General features: G+C 69.5%; 18 protein-coding genes and 1 pseudogene. 9 read left to right on the top strand and 10 right to left on the bottom strand.

Annotated features, from left to right (window positions below; translation table 11 throughout):
* Positions 1-29 precede the first annotated feature (29 nt).
* The 6 genes and pseudogenes from gyrB to dnaA all read right to left on the bottom strand — a co-directional run bounded on the left by gyrB (position 30) and on the right by dnaA (position 8,714).
* On the bottom strand, positions 30-2,072 hold the full coding sequence (gyrB, locus tag OIE69_RS20645; protein ID WP_326581293.1) for a DNA topoisomerase (ATP-hydrolyzing) subunit B: 2,043 nt from the start codon (positions 2,070-2,072) through the stop codon (positions 30-32).
* A 269-nt stretch (positions 2,073-2,341) separates the two neighbouring features.
* Positions 2,342-2,887, bottom strand: a complete 546-nt coding sequence (locus OIE69_RS20640; protein ID WP_326573670.1) for a DUF721 domain-containing protein — start codon at positions 2,885-2,887, stop codon at positions 2,342-2,344.
* On the bottom strand, positions 2,884-4,014 hold the full coding sequence (gene recF, locus OIE69_RS20635; protein WP_326573668.1) for a DNA replication/repair protein RecF: 1,131 nt from the start codon (positions 4,012-4,014) through the stop codon (positions 2,884-2,886). Before recF ends, OIE69_RS20640 begins: the two co-directional genes overlap by 4 nt.
* A 32-nt stretch (positions 4,015-4,046) precedes the next feature.
* A pseudogene (gene gnd, locus OIE69_RS20630) lies at positions 4,047-4,928 on the bottom strand (phosphogluconate dehydrogenase (NAD(+)-dependent, decarboxylating)); the annotation flags it as partial.
* A gap of 79 nt (positions 4,929-5,007) precedes the next feature.
* Positions 5,008-6,138 carry a DNA polymerase III subunit beta gene (dnaN, locus tag OIE69_RS20625; RefSeq protein ID WP_089225443.1) on the bottom strand — a complete coding sequence of 377 codons (1,131 nt, stop codon included), beginning with the start codon at positions 6,136-6,138 and terminating at the stop codon, positions 5,008-5,010.
* An 836-nt stretch (positions 6,139-6,974) separates the two neighbouring features.
* Positions 6,975-8,714: a chromosomal replication initiator protein DnaA gene (gene dnaA / locus OIE69_RS20620; protein WP_326573664.1), complete on the bottom strand. Its 1,740-nt coding sequence runs from the start codon at positions 8,712-8,714 to the stop codon at positions 6,975-6,977.
* Between the two features lie 388 nt (positions 8,715-9,102).
* Between dnaA and rpmH the strand changes: the two genes are divergently transcribed.
* The 9 genes from rpmH (at position 9,103) to OIE69_RS20575 (ending at position 15,665) form a co-directional block, all read left to right on the top strand.
* Positions 9,103-9,240, top strand: a complete 138-nt coding sequence (gene rpmH / locus OIE69_RS20615) for a 50S ribosomal protein L34 (protein ID WP_003975051.1) — start codon at positions 9,103-9,105, stop codon at positions 9,238-9,240.
* Between the two features lie 25 nt (positions 9,241-9,265).
* A complete protein-coding gene (gene rnpA / locus OIE69_RS20610; protein WP_326573602.1) occupies positions 9,266-9,640 on the top strand; it encodes a ribonuclease P protein component in 375 nt (124 codons plus the stop codon).
* Positions 9,637-9,957, top strand: a complete 321-nt coding sequence (yidD, locus tag OIE69_RS20605) for a membrane protein insertion efficiency factor YidD (RefSeq protein WP_037731476.1) — start codon at positions 9,637-9,639, stop codon at positions 9,955-9,957. Before rnpA ends, yidD begins: the two co-directional genes overlap by 4 nt.
* A gap of 2 nt (positions 9,958-9,959) precedes the next feature.
* Positions 9,960-11,003 carry a membrane protein insertase YidC gene (yidC, locus tag OIE69_RS20600; protein ID WP_326573596.1) on the top strand — a complete coding sequence of 348 codons (1,044 nt, stop codon included), beginning with the start codon at positions 9,960-9,962 and terminating at the stop codon, positions 11,001-11,003.
* Between the two features lie 15 nt (positions 11,004-11,018).
* Positions 11,019-11,516, top strand: coding sequence for a Jag family protein (locus OIE69_RS20595; RefSeq protein WP_326573594.1), 498 nt, complete (start codon positions 11,019-11,021; stop codon positions 11,514-11,516).
* Positions 11,517-11,618: 102 nt separating this feature from the next.
* On the top strand, positions 11,619-12,335 hold the full coding sequence (rsmG, locus tag OIE69_RS20590) for a 16S rRNA (guanine(527)-N(7))-methyltransferase RsmG (protein ID WP_326573592.1): 717 nt from the start codon (positions 11,619-11,621) through the stop codon (positions 12,333-12,335).
* 252 nt (positions 12,336-12,587) lie between these two features.
* Positions 12,588-13,637 (top strand): ParA family protein, encoded by a 1,050-nt coding sequence (locus OIE69_RS20585; protein WP_078619815.1) that lies wholly within the window; start codon positions 12,588-12,590, stop codon positions 13,635-13,637.
* Positions 13,634-14,743: a ParB/RepB/Spo0J family partition protein gene (locus OIE69_RS20580; RefSeq protein ID WP_326573590.1), complete on the top strand. Its 1,110-nt coding sequence runs from the start codon at positions 13,634-13,636 to the stop codon at positions 14,741-14,743. Before OIE69_RS20585 ends, OIE69_RS20580 begins: the two co-directional genes overlap by 4 nt.
* Before the next feature lie 304 nt (positions 14,744-15,047).
* Positions 15,048-15,665, top strand: a complete 618-nt coding sequence (locus tag OIE69_RS20575; protein ID WP_089225437.1) for a GNAT family N-acetyltransferase — start codon at positions 15,048-15,050, stop codon at positions 15,663-15,665.
* A gap of 56 nt (positions 15,666-15,721) precedes the next feature.
* Here the strand turns inward: OIE69_RS20575 and trxA are convergent, their stop codons facing one another.
* The 4 genes from trxA to sigM all read right to left on the bottom strand — a co-directional run bounded on the left by trxA (position 15,722) and on the right by sigM (position 18,753).
* Positions 15,722-16,051 carry a thioredoxin gene (gene trxA / locus OIE69_RS20570; protein ID WP_089225436.1) on the bottom strand — a complete coding sequence of 110 codons (330 nt, stop codon included), beginning with the start codon at positions 16,049-16,051 and terminating at the stop codon, positions 15,722-15,724.
* A 47-nt stretch (positions 16,052-16,098) separates the two neighbouring features.
* Positions 16,099-17,085 carry a thioredoxin-disulfide reductase gene (trxB, locus tag OIE69_RS20565; RefSeq protein WP_326573586.1) on the bottom strand — a complete coding sequence of 329 codons (987 nt, stop codon included), beginning with the start codon at positions 17,083-17,085 and terminating at the stop codon, positions 16,099-16,101.
* Between the two features lie 109 nt (positions 17,086-17,194).
* A complete protein-coding gene (locus OIE69_RS20560; RefSeq protein WP_326573584.1) occupies positions 17,195-18,061 on the bottom strand; it encodes an anti-sigma factor in 867 nt (288 codons plus the stop codon).
* Positions 18,058-18,753: an RNA polymerase sigma factor SigM gene (gene sigM / locus OIE69_RS20555; RefSeq protein WP_326573582.1), complete on the bottom strand. Its 696-nt coding sequence runs from the start codon at positions 18,751-18,753 to the stop codon at positions 18,058-18,060. Before sigM ends, OIE69_RS20560 begins: the two co-directional genes overlap by 4 nt.
* Positions 18,754-18,759: the final 6 nt, after the last annotated feature.

The following is an 18,759-nucleotide window of genomic DNA, read 5'->3' as shown; positions in this document are numbered from 1 at the left end:
CTTTCGGGCGGCGGCTGATGGGGGCCGACTCAGATGTCGAGGAAGCGGACATCCTTGGCGTTGCGCTGGATGAAGGAGCGCCGGGCCTCGACGTCCTCGCCCATCAGCACCGAGAACAGGTCGTCGGCGAGGGCCGCGTCGTCCAGGGTGACCTGGCCGAGCACGCGGTGGTCGACGTCCATCGTGGTGACCCGCAGTTCCTCGGCGTTCATCTCGCCGAGGCCCTTGAAGCGCTGGATCGAGTCCTCGCGCACGCGCTTGCCGTTCTGGCGGCCCAGCTCGATCAGGGCGTCGCGCTCGGAGTCCGAGTACGCGTACTCGAAGTCGTCCCGGCCCCACTTGATCTTGTAGAGCGGAGGACGGGAGAGGTACACGTGGCCCGCCTCGACCAGCGGCCGCATGAAGCGGAACAGGAAGGTCAGCAGCAGGGTGTTGATGTGCTGGCCGTCCACGTCGGCGTCGGCCATCAGGATGATCTTGTGATAGCGCAGCTTCGAGATGTCGAAGTCCTCGTGCACACCGGTGCCGAAGGCCGAGATCAGCGCCTGGATCTCCGTGTTCTGCAGGATCTTGTCGATCCGCGCCTTCTCCACGTTCAGGATCTTGCCGCGGATCGGGAGGATCGCCTGGTACTGCGGGTTGCGGCCGGACTTGGCCGAGCCGCCGGCGGAGTCACCCTCGACGATGAAGATCTCGCACTTGGCGGGGTCGTTGGACTGGCAGTCGCTCAGCTTGCCCGGCAGCGACGCCGTCTCCAGCAGGCCCTTGCGGCGCGTCAGATCGCGCGCCTTGCGGGCGGCGACACGGGCGGTGGCCGCCTGGATCGACTTGCGGATGATGTCCGCGGCCTCGTTGGGGTTGCGGTCCAGCCAGTCCGTCAGGTGCTCGTGCACGACCTTCTGGACGAAGGTCTTCGCCTCGGTGTTGCCGAGCTTGGTCTTGGTCTGGCCCTCGAACTGCGGCTCGCCCAGCTTGACCGAGATGATCGCGGTCAGGCCCTCGCGGATGTCCTCGCCGGTGAGGTTGTCGTCCTTCTCCCGGAGCAGCTTCTTCTCGCGCGCGTACTTGTTGACCAGCGTGGTCAGCGCGGCGCGGAAGCCCTCCTCGTGGGTGCCGCCCTCATGGGTGTGGATGGTGTTGGCGAAGCTGTAGACACCCTCGCTGTACTGGGTGTTCCACTGCATCGCGACCTCGACGGAGAGCATCCGCTCCTTGTCCTCCGCGTCGATGTCGATCACCGACGGGTGGACCGTCTCGCCCTTGCGCGAGTTCAGGTACTTCACGAAGTCGACGATGCCGCCCTCGTAGTGGTACGCGACCGAGCGCGGCTGGCCCTCGTTCTCCACGTCCGCGTGCTCGGGGCGCTCGTCGGTGAGCGAGATGGTCAGGCCCTTGTTCAGGAAGGCCATCTCCTGGAAGCGGCGCGAGAGCGTCTCGAAGGAGTACTCGAGGGTCTCGAAGATGTCCCCGTCGGCCCAGAAGGTCACCGAGGTGCCGTTCTCCGAAACCTCCTCGTTCTTCTGCAGCGGGGCGGTCGGGACGCCCATCTTGTAGTCCTGGGTCCAGCGGAAGCCCTCACGCTTGACCTCGACCGCGACCTTCGTCGACAGGGCGTTCACCACGGAGACGCCGACGCCGTGCAGACCGCCGGAGACGGCGTAACCGCCGCCGCCGAACTTGCCGCCGGCGTGGAGGACGGTCAGCACGACCTCGACGGCGGGCTTGCCCTCCGACGGCACGATGTCCACGGGGATGCCGCGGCCGTTGTCGATGACGCGCACGCCGCCGTCGGGGAGGATCGTGACGTTGATGGTGTCCGCATGACCGGCCAGCGCCTCGTCGACGGAGTTGTCGACGACCTCGTACACCAGGTGGTGCAGGCCGCGCTCGCCCGTCGAGCCGATGTACATGCCCGGGCGCTTGCGAACCGCGTCCAGGCCCTCCAGGACGGTGATCGCGCTGGCGTCGTACGCCGCGCCTGAGGCGGGCGCGGCGGAGCCGTCAGCTGCGGACGTATTGATCTCGTTGGGGTTGCCGGAATCGGCCACGAAGCGCCCTTTCTGGCACAGCACGAGCCGGGTCCCGCGGGGCGGAACCGGCTTCATCACTCGACATCTTCGACTGGTCCCGCTGGGGTCCCCCGGTGCCGGAGGCCAGGGGCGGGCGGTACAGCCACCAGTCTACCGGTAGCGCCGACATAGATGGGGCTTTGGCGGTACCTGAGTTCCCGTGTGCCCGACTGAAGTACCTCCTGCCGACTCCCCACACGCGGACCGGGTCTCAAAACGGCTCACGCGGGCGCACAGGGCTTCGACCCGATTACGCACAGCAGGTTTCCGGCCTATCCGTACGTATCGCCCGGCCCGCGGCTCCCGGGAGCACGCAGCCGCCCGTACGAACGCACCGGTCCCCCCGGTCCCAGGACCTTGATCAGTTTCACGGTGCCGTGCCCGAGATCGGCGTTCAGCCTGGCCACCAGCGTCGGGGCGAGCAGCCGCAGCTGCGTCGCCCAGGCCGTGGAGTCGCACTGCACGGTGAGGACGCACTCCTCCTCGTCGTACCGCTGGGGCTGGCAGTGGAGAGCCACGTCGTCACCCACGAGCTCCGGCCAGCGGCCCATCACGCCGCCCACCGCCGCCGGGGCCTCCCAGCCGCGCTCCGTGATCAGCCGGCTGATCGCGGCGCCCAGGGGCAGCGGATCCCGCCCGTCCGCCCGCGCGCCGCTGCGCAACCCTCCGCGCCGGGCCTGCTTCTTCTGCTGCGCGGCCGCGCCCCTGGCGCGGGCCTGCTCCTTGGCGGCGCGCAGCGCGACCCTGGCCAGGTCGACGCCGGTCACCGGCTTCTCCCCGGCGGCCGTCCCCTGCCCCGGCTGCTGCTGATCCGTCATGCCCGCTCCACGCCGCCGTCCTCCACCGCGTACCGGGCGCCGATCAGCACGTCCGGCACGTCGTCGTCCACCGCCGCCGTCACCAGGACCTGCTCACCGGGTGCCACCAGCTCCGCCAGCCGGGCGCGGCGCCGGGCGTCGAGCTCGGCGAAGACGTCGTCCAGCACCAGCACCGGCTCGCCGCCGTCGGCACGCAGCAGGTCGTACGAGGCGAGGCGCAGCGCCAGCGCGTACGACCAGGACTCTCCGTGGCTCGCGTACCCCTTGGCGGGGAGCTGGCCCAGCTTGAGGGAGAGGTCGTCCCGGTGCGGGCCGACCAGGGTCACGCCCCGCTCGATCTCCTGCTTGCGTGCTTCGCCCAGGGCCTCCAGCAGCAGTCCGTACAGCTCCTCGCGGCCCGACGCCCCGGCGATCCGTTCGCCGATCGAACTGCGGTACTCCAGGACGACCGGGCCGCCGCCCGGTGCCAGCTGCTCGTACGCCTTGTCCGCCAGCGGCTGCAGGGCGTGGGTGAGGTCCAGGCGCTGCGCCAGCAGCTCGGCACCGGCCCTGGCCAGGTGCTGGTCCCAGATGTCGAGCGTGGACAGGTCGCCCCCGCGGCCGCCGTGGCGGCGGGCCACGGCGGCGGATTTCAGCAGGGTGTTGCGCTGCTTGAGGACCCGCTCGTAGTCGCTGCGGACGCCCGCCAGCCGGGGTGCCCGGGCGGTGAGCAGTTCGTCGAGGAAGCGCCGGCGCTCCCCGGGGTCGCCCTTGACCAGGGCCAGGTCCTCGGGGGCGAAGAGCACCGTCCTGACTATCCCCAGCAGGTCGCGCGGGCGGACCTGGGAGGAGCGGTTGAGCCGGGCCCGGTTGGAGCGGCCCGGGTTGATCTCCAGCTCGATCAGCTGCTGCCGCTCGCCCTGCGTCACGGACGCCCGCACGATCGCCCGGTCCGCGCCCATCCGCACCAGCGGGGCGTCGTTCGCGACGCGGTGGCTGCCGAGGGTCGCCAGATAGCCGATGGCCTCGACCAGATTGGTCTTGCCCTGGCCGTTGGGGCCGACGAAGGCGGTGACGCCCGGGTCGAGCGGGACCTCGACCCGGGCGTAGGAACGGAAGTCGGCGAGCGACAGATGCGCGACGTGCATGGCTGCGCGCCGCCTCCTTCCCGTGGGTGTGACTAGTGCTTCTCGACGGCGTGGCCGCCGAACTGGTTGCGCAGCGCGGCGATCATCTTCATCTGCGGGGAGTCGTCCTGGCGGGACGCGAAGCGGGCGAAGAGCGACGCGGTGATCGCGGGGAGCGGCACGGCGTGGTCGATGGCGGCCTCGACGGTCCAGCGGCCCTCGCCCGAGTCCTCCGCATAGCCCTTGAGCTTGTCGAGGTGCTCGTCCTCGTCGAGGGCGTTGACGGCCAGGTCCAGCAGCCAGGAGCGGATGACGGTGCCCTCCTGCCAGGAGCGGAACACCTCGCGCACGTCGGTGACCGAGTGGACCTTCTCCAGCAGCTCCCAGCCCTCGGCGTAGGCCTGCATCATGGCGTACTCGATGCCGTTGTGGACCATCTTCGCGAAGTGGCCGGCGCCGACCTTGCCCGCGTGGACGGAACCGAAGCTGCCCACCGGCTTGAGGGCGTTGAAGACCGGCTGCACCTTCTCGACGTGCTCGGCCTCGCCGCCGTACATCAGCGCGTAGCCGTTCTCCAGGCCCCAGACGCCGCCGGAGACACCGCAGTCGACAAAGCCGATGCCCTTGGCGGCCAGTTCCCCGGCGTGCTTCTCGTCGTCCGTCCAGCGGGAGTTGCCGCCGTCGACGACGACGTCACCGGGGGAGAGCAGCTCACCGAGCTCATCGATCGTCGACTGGGTCGCGGCGCCGGCCGGCACCATCACCCACACCACACGCGGGGCCGCGAGCTTGTCCACAAGTTCCTGCAGGCTGTGGACATCGGCGAGATCCGGATTGCGGTCGTAGCCGATGACGGTGTGACCGGCTTGGCGGATGCGCGTGCGCATGTTCCCGCCCATCTTGCCGAGACCGATGAGACCGAGCTCCATCGTTGATCCTTCGTTCGAAGCCTGCCTGACCTACGTCGAGCCTACGTCGGCTCCCGCAGGGCGACGCGACCGGACAGGCCTCGCGTCAGCCGGACAGCCGGACCGGCATGATCAGGTACTTGTACGCGTCGTCGGCCTCGGCGTCGACGGCCGGACGGCCGCTGAGCAGCGCCGGCTTCGTCGAGGTGGTGAACGACAGCTGCGCCACCGGCGAGTCGATCGCGCTCAGGCCGTCCAGCAGGAACGTCGGGTTGAAGGCGATCGAGATGTCGTCGCCCTCCAGCTTCGCGTCCACCCGCTCCACAGCCTGTGCGTCGTCGCTGGAACCGGCCTCCAGGGTCAGCACGCCCTGCTCGAAGCTCAGCCGGACCGGCGTGTTGCGCTCGGCCACCAGGGCCACGCGCTTGACGGCCTCGACGAAGGGGGCGGTCTCGATCACCGCGACGGAGTTGAACTCGGTCGGGAAGAGCGTCCGGTACTTCGGCAGATCGCCCTCGAGCAGGCGGGTGGTGGTGCGGCGGCCCGCGCCCTCGAAGCCGATCAGGCCCTCGCCCGCGCCGGAGCCGGCCAGGGCGATGGCGACCGAGTCGCCGTTGGTGAGGGACTTGGCGGTGTCCAGCAGCGTCTTGGCGGGCACCAGGGCGACCGCGGAGATGTCCGGGGTCTCCGGCTTCCACAGGAACTCGCGGACCGCGAAGCGGTAGCGGTCGGTGGCGGCCAGGGTGACGGTGTCGCCCTCGATCTCGATCCGCACACCGGTCAGCACCGGCAGGGTGTCGTCACGGCCGGCGGCGATGGCGACCTGGGCGGCGGCCGCGGCGAAGACCTCGCCGGGGACGGTGCCGGAGGCGGTGGGCATCGCGGGCAGCGCCGGGTACTCCTCCACAGGCAGGGTGTGGAGTGTGAATCGCGAGCTGCCGCAGACGACGGTGACCCGCACGCCGTCGGTGGAGATCTCCACAGGCCTGTTGGGAAGTGCCCGCGAGATGTCGGCGAGCAGCCGGCCGGAGACGAGGACGGTGCCGTCCTCCTCCACGTCCGCCTCGACGGACACCCGGGCCGAGACCTCGTAGTCGAAGCCGGACAGGCTCAGCTGGCCCGCCTCGGCCTTCAGCAGCAGGCCCGCCAGGACCGGCACCGGGGGACGGGCCGGGAGACTGCGGGCCGCCCAGGCCACTGCCTCCGCGAGTACATCGCGCTCCACCCGGATCTTCACCGGAACCGCCTCCTGCTGTTGCTGGCTGTCTGTGGCCGACTCTCTTGGCCCTGCTGGCCCTCTTGCCGGGAACAGTCTGACAGCCGCCACGGACATGCGGTGCGGGTTGGGGTCAAGCCGGAGGGCGGGGAGGCCGACGGCCCGCGGCTCGGTTGTGCACAGGACCCACTTCGAAGCAGATTCCCCGGTAACTATCCCTGGTCGTAGTAATAGGGGGTGTGGATACCGTGGATAAGTGGTTCCGGTGCAGGTCAGGCCCTGTTTTTTGTCCACCGCGCCTGTGGGCGGAGCCCGTGGACAACCGGGCCGTTCTGTGGACGGCCGAAAGTTGTGCACACGCGATTCACAGGAGACCCCCGGTTCTCCCCAGCGCTGTCCCCAGGAATACCCGGGTTCTCCCCAGCCCAACCCACCACGTTGGTGTGATGCGGTTCACTCCGACCGGTGAGCGGGTGTGTTCCGTTGCCGAACAGTGGACAGCACTGTGGAGAAGCGGCCCCCGACTGGGGACAACGTGCCCCATCCTGTGGGCGAGCGGTGGACAACCGTGAGGGCGGTCCTGTGGGCGGCCGGAGCGTCCACAGTCTGTGGATCCCGGTTGCCCACAAATCCACATGGCTCCCAGCAGCCCGAATGAGTATCCCCCGGCCCGGCCTGTGGACACGTTCTGGACAACCCGGGCATCCCCAGGCTGTGGACGGGGGAAATCCGCCCCGACCTGTGGAGAGACGTTCCTGTCCCCAGGCCGCGGCCGGCGCAATCGAACAACGAGAAGCGCCCCGGGAGTTGGCCCGGGGCGCTGTGGACGGACGAGAGGGCGTGCGGGAAGGCCCGCGTCAGCTCTTGATGCGGTTGGTGAGCTCGGTGACCTGGTTGTAGATGGACCGCCGCTCGGCCATCAGGGAGCGGATCTTGCGGTCCGCGTGCATGACGGTCGTGTGGTCGCGGCCGCCGAACAGGGCGCCGATCTTGGGCAGCGACAGGTCCGTGAGCTCACGGCACAGGTACATGGCGATCTGCCGGGCCGTGACGAGCACCCGGCTGCGGGAGGAGCCGGAGAGGTCCTCCACGTCCAGCCCGAAGTACGAGGCCGTCTCCGCCATGATCGCCTGTCCGCTGATCTCGGGGACGGAGTCCTCCCCGCCCGGGATCAGGTCCTTCAGCACGATCTCGGTGAGCTGCAGGTCCACCGGCTGCCGGTTGAGGCTGGCGAAGGCCGTCACCCGGATCAGCGCGCCCTCCAGCTCGCGGATGTTCCGCGAGATCCGGGAGGCGATGAACTCCAGCACCTCCGGCGGGGCGTTGAGCTGCTCCTGCACCGCCTTCTTGCGCAGGATCGCGATCCGGGTCTCCAGCTCGGGCGGCTGGACGTCGGTGATCAGGCCCCACTCGAAGCGGTTGCGCAGCCGGTCCTCCAGCGTCACCAGCTGCTTGGGCGGCCGGTCCGAGGAGAGCACGATCTGCTTGTTGGCGTTGTGCAGGGTGTTGAAGGTGTGGAAGAACTCCTCCTGCGTCGACTCCTTGCTCGCCAGGAACTGGATGTCGTCGACGAGCAGGATGTCCATGTCGCGGTAGCGCTTGCGGAACGCGTCCGCCTTGCCGTCGCGGATGGAGTTGATGAACTCGTTGGTGAACTCCTCGGAACTCACGTAGCGCACCCGCGTGCCCGGGTAGAGGCTGCGCGCGTAGTGCCCGATCGCGTGCAGCAGGTGCGTCTTGCCGAGGCCGGACTCCCCGTAGATGAAGAGCGGGTTGTACGCCTTGGCCGGGGCCTCCGCGACGGCGACCGCCGCGGCGTGCGCGAAGCGGTTGGAGGCGCCGATGACGAAGGTGTCGAAGAGGTACTTGGGGTTCAGCCGCGCGGTGGGCTCGGCCGGCCCGCCGGAACCGCTCGTCCCCGCCCCGGCGCCCGAGGGCGAACCGGCACCGTTGCCGCCACCGGTGCGCGGCGTCGGCATGGTCGGCATCTGCGGCGGCACCGGCTCCGGGCGCGCCGGGGGCTGGTGAGCCGGGGGCATCTCGTAGCGCGAGGCGGGTGGCTGGTACCGCTCGCGCTCCTGGTAGTCACCGAACCGCTGCTGCTGCCAGCGGTCCTCGGGGTCGTGGGGCGGCCAGCCGCCCGCACCGCCGCCGGGCCCGACCGCGTGCTCGGGGTAGGCCGGGCGCATCCGCGGGACCTCGCCGTAGCCGTGCGGACGCTCGCCGTACCGGGGGGGCTCCGCGCCGTACCCGAGCGGCTGCGGCTGGGCCTGGGGTTGCGGTTCGGGGGCGACCGGGGCCGGCGGCGCGGGGGCCGCCTCCGGCTCGCCGCCCGAGGCGACGGCGATGGCGATGCCCACGGGGTGACCGAACTCACGGCTGAGGACGTCGGTGATCAGCGGGAGGAGCCGTCCCTCCAGCACGCTCTTGGCGAACTCGTTGGGGGCCGACAGCACCGCCGTGCCCGCGACGAGCGCCAGCGGCTGGGTCCGCTGCAGCCACTCCGCGTCCTTCGGCTTGATGTCATCGCTCTCGGCGAGCAGTTTCTGCAGGACCCTGGGCCACACTGAGGCAAGATCGGCAGTTACGTCAGCCACAGTGCACGCTCTCTCGGTCGCTGGTTGGTGCCGATGGGTCCCACGAAGGTGTGGTTCTTGGGACGGACGGGAATGTTTCGGAGTTGAGCCACGGTAGTCAGCGCGGCCTGCCTGGTTCAAGTCGTTGTCCACAGGGTGTGCAAAACCACGTCCGGATGGCGGCGTCCCCTGTCCGTCACCGAGGCTGGTTTGACCTGACGGCGCGGCCCCGCGTACCGTAACCAGGTCGAGTTGTCGATGGCTGCTGCCGCCTGCCTACCGATGGGCGAGGATCACTCCGGTGATCGTCAAGCGGTGCACACCTGAATGTTTCGCGAGTTCTCTCGTGGGCGCACGGTGACAGCCAGGCGACGCCCCGCCAACACACGATTCATCCTGGAGCCCCCGAGTGAGCAAGCGCACCTTCCAGCCGAACAACCGTCGTCGCGCCAAGACCCACGGCTTCCGGCTGCGTATGCGTACGCGTGCCGGCCGCGCCATTCTCGCGACCCGCCGCAGCAAGGGCCGCGCCCGCCTGTCCGCCTGATCGCACCGAAGCGCGAGGTGTAGTCGTGCTGCCCACCGAGAATCGGCTGAGGCGGCGGCAGGACTTCGCGATCGCGGTGCGTCGAGGACGCCGGGCCGGACGTCCACTCCTGGTCGTCCACCTGCGCACCGACAGTGACACAAGGGACCCGCACGCAGCGGGGGGGAGTGCCTCCCCGGCGCGTGCGGGTTTCGTCGTGAGCAAGGCCGTCGGTGGCGCGGTGACCCGGAACCTGGTCAAGCGTCGGCTTCGTCACCTGGTCCGCGAACGTCTGTCCGTGCTGCCCCCCGGTAGCCTGGTAGTCGTACGAGCGCTGCCCGGTGCGGGTGACGCAGACCATTCACAGCTGGCCCGAGACCTGGATGCCGCCCTCGGGAGGCTCCTGGGGGTGGCGCTATGAAGTACCCGTTGCTGGCCTTGATCAAGATTTACCAGTGGACCATCAGCCCGTTGCTCGGTCCGGTCTGCAAGTACTACCCCTCGTGTTCGCACTACGGGTATACGGCGATCGATCGGCACGGCGCGATCAAGGGCACTGCCCTGACCGCGTGGCGGATCCTGCGTTGCAACCCGTGGTCGCTGGGCGGTGTGGACCATGTCCCGCCGCGTAAGCGCCCGCCGTGGCACGCTCGCCTGCGCGAAGCCCTCCGGGGTGACGCACCGGGCGGGTCCGTTACTCCCGAGCCCGTCGAGACGCCTCATGCCCAAGGAGCCTGACCGTGGGGATCTTGAACCCCCTCTACGATGCCGTTTCGTGGATCATTGTCCAGTTCCACTCGCTGTACGGCCTCGTCTTTGACAAGGACGGCGGACTGGCCTGGGGCCTGTCGATCGTCTCCCTGGTGGTCCTGATCCGGATCTGCCTGATCCCGCTCTTCGTGAAGCAGATCAAGTCGACCCGGAACATGCAGGCGCTCCAGCCCAAGATGAAGGCGATCCAGGAGCGCTACAAGAACGACAAGCAGCGTCAGTCCGAAGAGATGATGAAGCTGTACAAGGAGACGGGCACCAACCCGCTCTCCTCGTGCCTTCCGATCCTGGCGCAGTCCCCCTTCTTCTTCTCGCTGTACCACGTGCTGAGCTACATCGCTCAGGGCAAGCAGGTCGGCGTGATGAGCCAGGACCTGGTCAACAGCGCCCAGAAGGCGCACATCTTCGGCGCCCCGCTCGCCGCGAAGTTCACCGACAGCGCCGACAAGCTCGCCTCGCTCGGCGCCTCGGTCACCGACGTCCGCGTGGTCACGGTCATCATGATCGTCCTGATGTCGGCCTCGCAGTTCTACACGCAGCGCCAGCTGATGACGAAGAACGTCGACATGACGGTGAAGACGCCGTTCATGCAGCAGCAGAAGATGCTGATGTACGTCTTCCCGATCATGTTCGCCGTCTTCGGCATCAACTTCCCCGTCGGTGTCCTCATCTACTGGCTGACCACCAACGTGTGGACCATGGGGCAGCAGATGTTCGTCATCCGCCGGAACCCGACCCCCGGCAGCCTCGCCTTCAAGCAGCGCGAAGAGCGCCTGAAGGCCAAGGGCAAGCTGAAGGTCGAGCCCGCCGCCGAGCAGGAGCCGCAGGACGTGGCGCCGGTGAAGCGCACCCAGCCCAAGCGCCAGAGCAAGTCCCAGCGCCAGACGGGCGGCCCCGCGCAGCCGGCCGGTGCCGGCGGCACCAAGCCCAAGCCGGGAGGCGGGGCGGCCGCGGGAACCAAGCCCAAGCCGAGCAGCGGCGCGGACAAGCCGAACCTGTCGAAGAAGAAGTAGCAGAGGAGTCCCGCCGTGACGGACGGCAACACCACCGACGCGCTCACCCGCCTCGAGCAGGAGGGCGAGATCGCGGCCGACTACCTCGAGGGGCTGCTGGACATCGCCGACCTCGACGGTGACATCGACATGGACGTCGAGGGGGATCGTGCTTCGGTCTCCATCGTCGGCGACTCGTCGAGCCGTGACCTCAGCAAGCTCGTCGGCCGGGACGGCGAGGTGCTGGAGGCGCTCCAGGAGCTGACCCGGCTCGCGGTCCACCGGGAGACCGGCGACCGCAGCCGGTTGATGCTGGACATCGCCGGCTTCCGGGCGCAGAAGCGGGCCGAGCTGACGGAGCTGGGCGAGAAGGCGGCCGAGGAGGTCAAGAACTCCGGCGAGCCGGTCAAGCTCAAGCCGATGACGCCCTTCGAGCGCAAGGTCGTCCACGACGCCGTGGCCGCCGCGGGGCTGCGCAGCGAGTCCGAGGGCGAGGAGCCCGAGCGCCGGGTGGTCGTTCTTCCGGCTTCCTGACCTCCCCGGTCTCAGCAGTACTCACTCGGCCCCGTCTGTTCGCAGGCGGGGCCGAACCTTGTCAGCCTGGTGAAGGCCCGAAACAACGGAAGGACGGTTCTCGTGACGGAGGCAGCGGCGGAGCTTCCCCCGGCGCCGGAGGCGGCACGTGAGGTGTTCGGGGAGCGCTTCGCGGACGCGGTGCGGTACGCGGAACTGCTGGCCGATGCGGGCGTGCGCCGCGGGCTGATCGGTCCGCGGGAGGTGCCCCGGCTGTGGGAGCGTCACCTGCTGAACTGCGCGGTGCTCGCCGAGGTGATTCCCCAGGGCGTTTCGGTCTGCGACGTGGGCTCGGGCGCGGGACTCCCGGGCATTCCGCTGGCACTGACCCGGCCGGACCTCAGTATCACCCTGCTGGAACCGCTGCTGCGCAGGACGACCTTCCTCGAGGAGGCCGTGCGGCTGCTGGGGCTGTCCAATGTCGTGGTGGTGCGTGGCCGGGCCGAGGAGATGGTCGGCAAGGTGCCGCCGGTGGACGTGGTGACCGCGCGCGCCGTGGCCCCACTGGACCGCCTCGCCGGCTGGGGGCTTCCGCTGCTCCGTCCGCATGGGGAGATGACGGTCCTCAAGGGAGACACGGCCGAGGAGGAGCTGAAGGCCGCGCGTGCCGCACTGAGCCGCCTCGGTGCGGTGGAGACCTCCGTGGTGCAGGTCGGCGAGGGGATCGTGGATCCGCTGTCGACCGTGGTGCGGGTGCTTGCGGGGGAGAGTCCCGGAGGTGTGCGTGGCGCGACTCGGCGGGCCAAGGCGGCCCGGGCGAGCCGCCGGCGTCAGCACTGACCGTGGCCCCCGCGTGTGCTCCATACAAACGGCCATACGTACATAATCCGGAGTGTCGTGTAGGAAACGGTCGCGGCGCTGCGCATCGTGTTTCACGTGAAACGGCGCTTTCTGCTTCCAGGAATCCTTGGCCGGGCTCGTGCCGCGGCCGAATCGCTCTCTCATCGGACCGCCGAGATGACCCATTCGGTGACTCAACCGGTGGATTCATCCACAGGAGAACGGTCCTCACTGGTTCGCGACCCCGAAAGCATGGCAGGCTCTGTTCATTGCGAGCTTGTAGTCGAGGAGAGTGAATCCTTGCGGTCCGACGCCAACATCGCGGGACCGATGACCGATCCGGTCCCCGGTCCCCGCACCGAGCCGTTCGGGGACGATGTTTCACGTGAAACACCGCCCCCGATGGACGACACCCCCATCGGCCGCGCCGCCCAACTGGCCGTGGAGGCACTGGGGCGGGCCGGTGAAGGACTCCCCCGTCCACCCCAGACCCGAGTGGTCGTGGTCGCCAACCAGAAGGGTGGGGTCGGCAAGACCACCACCACGGTCAACATGGCCGCCTCCCTGGCCCTGCACGGGGCCCGGGTGCTGGTTGTCGACCTCGACCCCCAGGGCAACGCCTCCACCGCCCTCGGGATCGATCACCACTCCGAAGTCCCCTCCATCTACGACGTGCTGGTGGAGAGCAAGCCGCTCTCCGATGTCGTCCAGCCGGTGCCGGACGTGGAGGGCCTCTTCTGTGCTCCCGCCACCATCGACCTCGCGGGCGCCGAGATCGAACTGGTCTCTCTGGTGGCCCGGGAGAGCCGGCTGCAGCGGGCCATCGAGGCCTATGAGCAGCCGCTGGACTACATCCTCATCGACTGCCCGCCCTCGCTCGGTCTGCTGACCGTCAACGCCATGGTGGCCGGCGCCGAGGTTCTCATCCCGATCCAGTGCGAGTACTACGCACTGGAGGGCCTGGGGCAGCTGCTCCGCAATGTGGAGCTGGTCCGGGGCCACCTCAACCCCAAGCTCCATGTCTCCACCATCCTGCTGACCATGTACGACGGCCGGACCCGGCTGGCCTCGCAGGTCGCCGAGGAAGTCCGTACCCACTTCGGCAAGGAGGTGCTGAGCACGAGCATCCCGCGCTCGGTTCGCATCTCGGAGGCCCCCAGCTACGGTCAGACGGTGCTGACCTACGATCCGGGTTCGAGTGGAGCGTTGTCGTACCTTGAGGCGGCACGCGAGATGGCCATGCGTGGCCTGGGACGCACCCAAGAGCTCAAAGAGCTGAACACGTCGGAGGGGAACCAGTGAGTGAGCGACGCAGAGGACTCGGCCGTGGTCTCGGCGCGCTGATTCCCGCCGCACCGAACGGTGCGGACGCGGCAGCTGCGACCGCGGTGGCGACGGCGGTGACCGCCGCGCCGGTCCTGGCGCCGGAACGAGGTGTCGCCGCCGCCAAGGTGGCGGCCCTGGTGGAACAGCAGGGACGTGAGGGGACCGCGGCGATCCCGGTTTCACGTGAAACGCCGGAAGCCATCGCACCCCAGGAGCCGCCCATGGTGGCCGGGGCGTACTTCGCGGAACTGCCGCTGGACGCGATCATCCCCAACCCGCGACAGCCGCGTGAGGTCTTCGACGAGGACGCGCTGGCCGAGCTGGTCACCTCCATCAAGGAGGTCGGCCTTCTGCAGCCGGTCGTCGTCCGTCAGGTCGGGTCGGAGCGCTACGAGCTCATCATGGGCGAGCGGCGCTGGCGAGCCAGCCGCGAGGCGGGCCTGGAGGCCATCCCCGCGATCGTACGGGCCACCGACGACGAGAAGCTTCTCCTGGACGCGCTCCTGGAGAACCTGCACCGTGCCCAGCTGAACCCGCTGGAGGAGGCGGCCGCCTACGACCAGCTCCTCAAGGACTTCGCCTGCACCCACGAGCAGCTCGCCGACCGCATCGGCCGCTCCCGCTCCCAGGTGTCCAACACCCTGCGCCTGCTGAAGCTCTCCGCGCCCGTACAGCGGCGTGTGGCGGCCGGTGTGCTCTCCGCTGGGCACGCCCGCTCCCTGCTCGCCCTGGAGGACGTGGAGGACCAGGACCGGCTCGCCAGCCGGATCGTGGCCGAGGGGCTCTCGGTGCGCGCGGTCGAGGAGATCGTGCATGTGATGAACTCCGAGTCCCAGCCTGCGCGGAAGGCGCCGGCGCCCCGGGCCGGCAAGCGGATGTCCCCCGCCCTGACCGATCTTGCGCTGCGGCTCTCGGACCGCTTCGAGACCCGGGTGAAGGTGGACCTGGGACAGAAGCGCGGGAAGATCGTCGTGGAGTTCGCCTCGATAGAAGATCTGGAGCGCATCCTCGGCTCGATGGCACCGGGCGAGGGCACGGTCCTCGAGCGGTCGCTCACCGAGGAACCCGACGAGGAGGAGTGACCGCCGAGCTCCTCACCGTCGTGTGACGGACCACGACTTCTGAGCGGGTCGCATCCCGAGAGGGATGTGACCCGCTTTTTGCTGGGCCGTTCGTGTTGCTCCGGTGTCGGACTTGTCCGCCCACGGATACGATGCGTACGGGATGGAGCACTACCTCCGGGGAGGGGCTCATGCGATCGGTGCGGCGCGTTGGAGTGGAGCACGATTGGCAGAAGGCCGCCCTCCTCGCAGCGGGGCTTGGGCTGGGCGCCGTGGGTGGCTTCGTCGGCAGTTGGGTCCACGACAGAAACGAGGGTCAGACCTCATGGGGCGTCGGCTCGTTCCGCTCACGCTGGACAACCTCCCGGATCTCCCCAACCGCTGCCGCGCGTGCGTCTTCTGGGAACTCGACCCGGTAAGCGGAGAAGCCGCCGTCCAGGCCGGCAAGCCGGAGCTGGAGAAGGAGGCCTGGATCTCCGCGGTGTTGCTGGAGTGGGGATCCTGCGGCCGCGTCGTCTATGTGGACGAGGTGCCCGCCGGCTTCGTGCTCTACGCCCCGCCGGCCTATGTGCCGCGCTCGACAGCCTTCCCCACGAGCCCCGTCTCCCCCGACGCGGTCCAGCTGATGACCGCCAGGATCCTCCCGGGCTTCCAGGGGCAGGGGCTGGGCCGGGTGCTGGTGCAGACGATGGCCAAGGACCTGGTGCGACGGGGCTTCCGGGCGATCGAGGCTTTCGGTGACGCGCGCTGGGAGGAGCCCGCGTGCGTCCTCCCCGCCGAACACCTGCTGGCCGTCGGCTTCAAGACCGTGCGGCCGCACCCGCGGTTCCCCCGGCTGCGGCTGGAACTGCGGACGACGATCTCCTGGAAGGAGGACGTCGAGATGGCGATTGACCGTCTGCTCGGCGCCGTGCAGAAGGAACCGGCGCTGCGGCCTCTGTGAACGACGAAGGGCCCGCCCCTCACGGGGGCGGGCCCTTTCGTGTCCGTACGCGGTGCTCAGCCGATGAAGTCGGCCAGGTCGCGCTCGATGGCGGCCTTCGGCTTGGCGCCGACGATGGTCTTCACGACCTCACCGCCCTTGTAGACGTTGAGGGTCGGGATCGACATGACGCCGTACTTGGCGGCGGTGACCGGGTTCTCGTCGATGTTCAGCTTGACGATGGTGATCTGGTCGCCGTGCTCCGCGGCGATCGCCTCGAGGGACGGGGCGATCTGGCGGCACGGACCGCACCACTCGGCCCAGAAGTCGACGAGCACGGGCTTGTCGCTCGACAGGACCTCCTCGTCGAAGGTCGCATCGGTCACGGTCTTGGTGTTGCCGGCCACGGCTGTCTCCTCGGTGTGTAGGACGGGTACTTGGTTGTTCGGTGCGGTCAGACGACCGCGGCGGCGGTCTGCTCCGGCTCGCGGGTGTGCGCGCCGCCCGCGTCGCTCAGAGCGGCGAGGTAGCGCTCGGCGTCCAGGGCGGCGGAGCAACCGGTGCCCGCGGCGGTGATCGCCTGGCGGTAGGTGTGGTCCACGACGTCACCCGCGGCGAAGACACCGGGGATCTTCGTACGGGTACTGGGCGACTCGACCTTGAGGTAGCCCTCCTCGTCCAGGTCGAGGACACCCTTGAACAGCTCGGTCCGGGGGTCGTGGCCGATCGCGATGAACAGTCCGGTGACCGGCAGTTCGGAGGTCTCGCCGGACTTGGTGTTCCGCAGGACCAGGCCGGAGAGCTTGCCGTCACCGTTGATCTCGGCGACCTCGTTGTCCCAGAGGAAGGAGATCTTCGGGTCGGCGAAAGCCCGCTCCTGCATGGCCTTGGACGCGCGGAGAGTGTCCCGGCGGTGGACCACCTTCACGCTCTTGGCGAAGCGCGAGAGGAAGGTCGCCTCCTCCAGGGCGGTGTCGCCACCGCCGATGACGGCGATCTCGTGGTCCTTGAAGAAGAAGCCGTCACAGGTGGCGCACCAGGACACACCGCGACCGGAGAGCTGGTCCTCGTTGGGGAGCCCGAGCTTGCGGTGCTGGGAACCGGTGGCGACGATGACGGCCCTCGCCCGGTGGACGGTGCCCGCGGAGTCGGTGACGGTCTTGATGTCACCCTCGAGGTCGACCTCGACGATGTCGTCCGGGATCAGCTCGGCACCGAAACGCTCGGCCTGGGCCCGCATGTTCTCCATGAGGTCGGGGCCCATGATGCCGTCGCGGAAGCCCGGGAAGTTCTCCACCTCGGTCGTGGTCATCAGGGCGCCGCCGGCCGTGACCGCACCTTCGAAGACCAGGGGCTTGAGGGAGGCGCGGGCGGTGTAGAGCGCGGCTGTGTATCCCGCCGGCCCGGAACCGATGATGATCACGTTTCGGACGTCGCTCACGGGTGCTTCCTCGTCTCTGCTGTGCCGACTCGCCGGGTGCCTCGGCGGCGGGACCATTGTCATCCCGCCTAACGGATCCTACGGTCCGGGCATTCCCATCGGCGTGGCGCTAGCGAGGGTATGTCTCCTCGCGGAGGAGGGTGCCCGTGGCAGGCGGCTGCGCGGTGGTGCACGAGGCGTCCACGACGTAGGCGTCGACCAGTGCGGGGTCGCCCTTGTGCGGCAGCACGACCAGATAGGAGTCCATGCGTTCGTACCTGCCCCGTTGGACGGCGATCGGGGTCTCCTGGCGGTCCAGGGCCTCCAGGACACAGGACGGCGTGACGCTGTCCATTCCGACCATCGGGGACTGTCTCGAGGGTTTGCTCTCCGCGTGATCGCTCGTGCCGCGTGTCAGCAGATCGTGTACCTGCACGCCGAGCGTGTCGGCGTCAGCCTTGGCGCCCACGCCGGAGGCCGCCGACGACTGACGGTCGGCGCTCCCCCCTGCGTCCCAGGTGGACTGGGCGAGGAAGGACCCGAGGCCGACCACGGCGGCCGCGGAGGCGGCGACGAGGATTCCCTTCCCCCAGCCTCGACGGGACCGGGCGCCCGGGCGGCCGGGCCCGCTGGGGCCGGCGCCGCGACCGGAGGGCCGTCCGGCGGCCGGCGCGGATGTTTCACGTGAAACACGAGGAGGCTCCGCGGCTTCTGTTTCACGTGAAACATCGGCACCGCCGGATGCGGTGAGCAGTGCCTCCGCGGCGAGCGCGGCATCGATCCGGCCGGCGATGTCGGCGGGCATCCGCGGCGGGCCGGGCAGCGTGCCCAGCAGCCCGCGGATCTCGTCCAGCGAGGCGCGTACGTCGGCGCAGAGCGCGCAGCCGTCGATGTGCCCGCGGACATCGGCCGAGCGCTCGGGCGGGAGGATGCCCTCGGTGAGTGCCGAGATCTCGGCGACCTCGGGGTGCTCGTCCGTACCCGTCGTCGACGTCATGGGTGTCCACCTCCGCCCTGTGTGAAGCCGTGGCCCGGCCGGGCCTCCGTCTCTGGGACGGATGCGTTCTCCGTCCGGTTCCTTCCCCCTGCCTGATCGCCCCTACTCCCCGGCGCGTCCCGCAGGTGGGACAGGAGCGGCAGCAGCCGCGCTCTGCCTCGGGCGCATCTGCTCTTGACCGTCCCCGCCGGCACGTCGAGGACGGCGGCGGCCTCGGCCACGGGGTAGCCCTGCATGTCGACCAGAACCAGGGCGGCCCGCTGTTCCACGGGGAGGGTGGCGAGCGCCCGCAGCAGTTCCCGGTGCAGCTCGCCCCGCTCGGCGGGGGCGGCGGCGGACTCGTGCGGTTCGAGCAGTTCCTCGAACTGCTTCTCGTCCGTGACCGCGGCGGTACGGCGGGAAGCGGCCTTGCGGGCGCGGTCCAGGCACGCGTTCACGGTGATGCGGTGCAGCCAGGTCGTGACGGCCGACTGCCCGCGGAAGGTGTGGGCGGAGCGGAAGGCCGAGACGAGCGCGTCCTGCACGGCGTCGGCGGCCTCCTCGCGGTCCCCCAGGGTCCGCAGCGCCACCGCCCAGAGCCGGTCGCGGTGCCGGCGGACGAGTTCTCCGAATGCGTTCGGGTCCCCCGCGACATGGCGGGCGAGGAGGTCGCTGTCGCCGACCTCCCCGCCTGTGCCCTGCGTGGCCACCATCCCCCT

Origin of the sequence: Actinacidiphila glaucinigra, assembly GCF_035918135.1 — a bacterium.
GTDB lineage: Bacteria > Actinomycetota > Actinomycetes > Streptomycetales > Streptomycetaceae > Actinacidiphila > Actinacidiphila glaucinigra.
This window is presented reverse-complemented; position numbering and strand designations above follow the sequence as displayed.

Coding starts and splice junctions, on each gene's coding strand:
- OIE69_RS20585 (WP_078619815.1), top strand. CDS start 12,588: ATGGCAGGCTCTGTTCATTGCGAGCTTGTAGTCGAGGAGAGTGAATCC.
- sigM (WP_326573582.1), bottom strand. CDS start 18,753: ATGGTGGCCACGCAGGGCACAGGCGGGGAGGTCGGCGACAGCGACCTC.
- yidD (WP_037731476.1), top strand. CDS start 9,637: ATGAAGTACCCGTTGCTGGCCTTGATCAAGATTTACCAGTGGACCATC.
- OIE69_RS20575 (WP_089225437.1), top strand. CDS start 15,048: ATGGGGCGTCGGCTCGTTCCGCTCACGCTGGACAACCTCCCGGATCTC.
- OIE69_RS20640 (WP_326573670.1), bottom strand. CDS start 2,887: ATGACGGATCAGCAGCAGCCGGGGCAGGGGACGGCCGCCGGGGAGAAG.
- recF (WP_326573668.1), bottom strand. CDS start 4,014: ATGCACGTCGCGCATCTGTCGCTCGCCGACTTCCGTTCCTACGCCCGG.
- OIE69_RS20560 (WP_326573584.1), bottom strand. CDS start 18,061: ATGACGTCGACGACGGGTACGGACGAGCACCCCGAGGTCGCCGAGATC.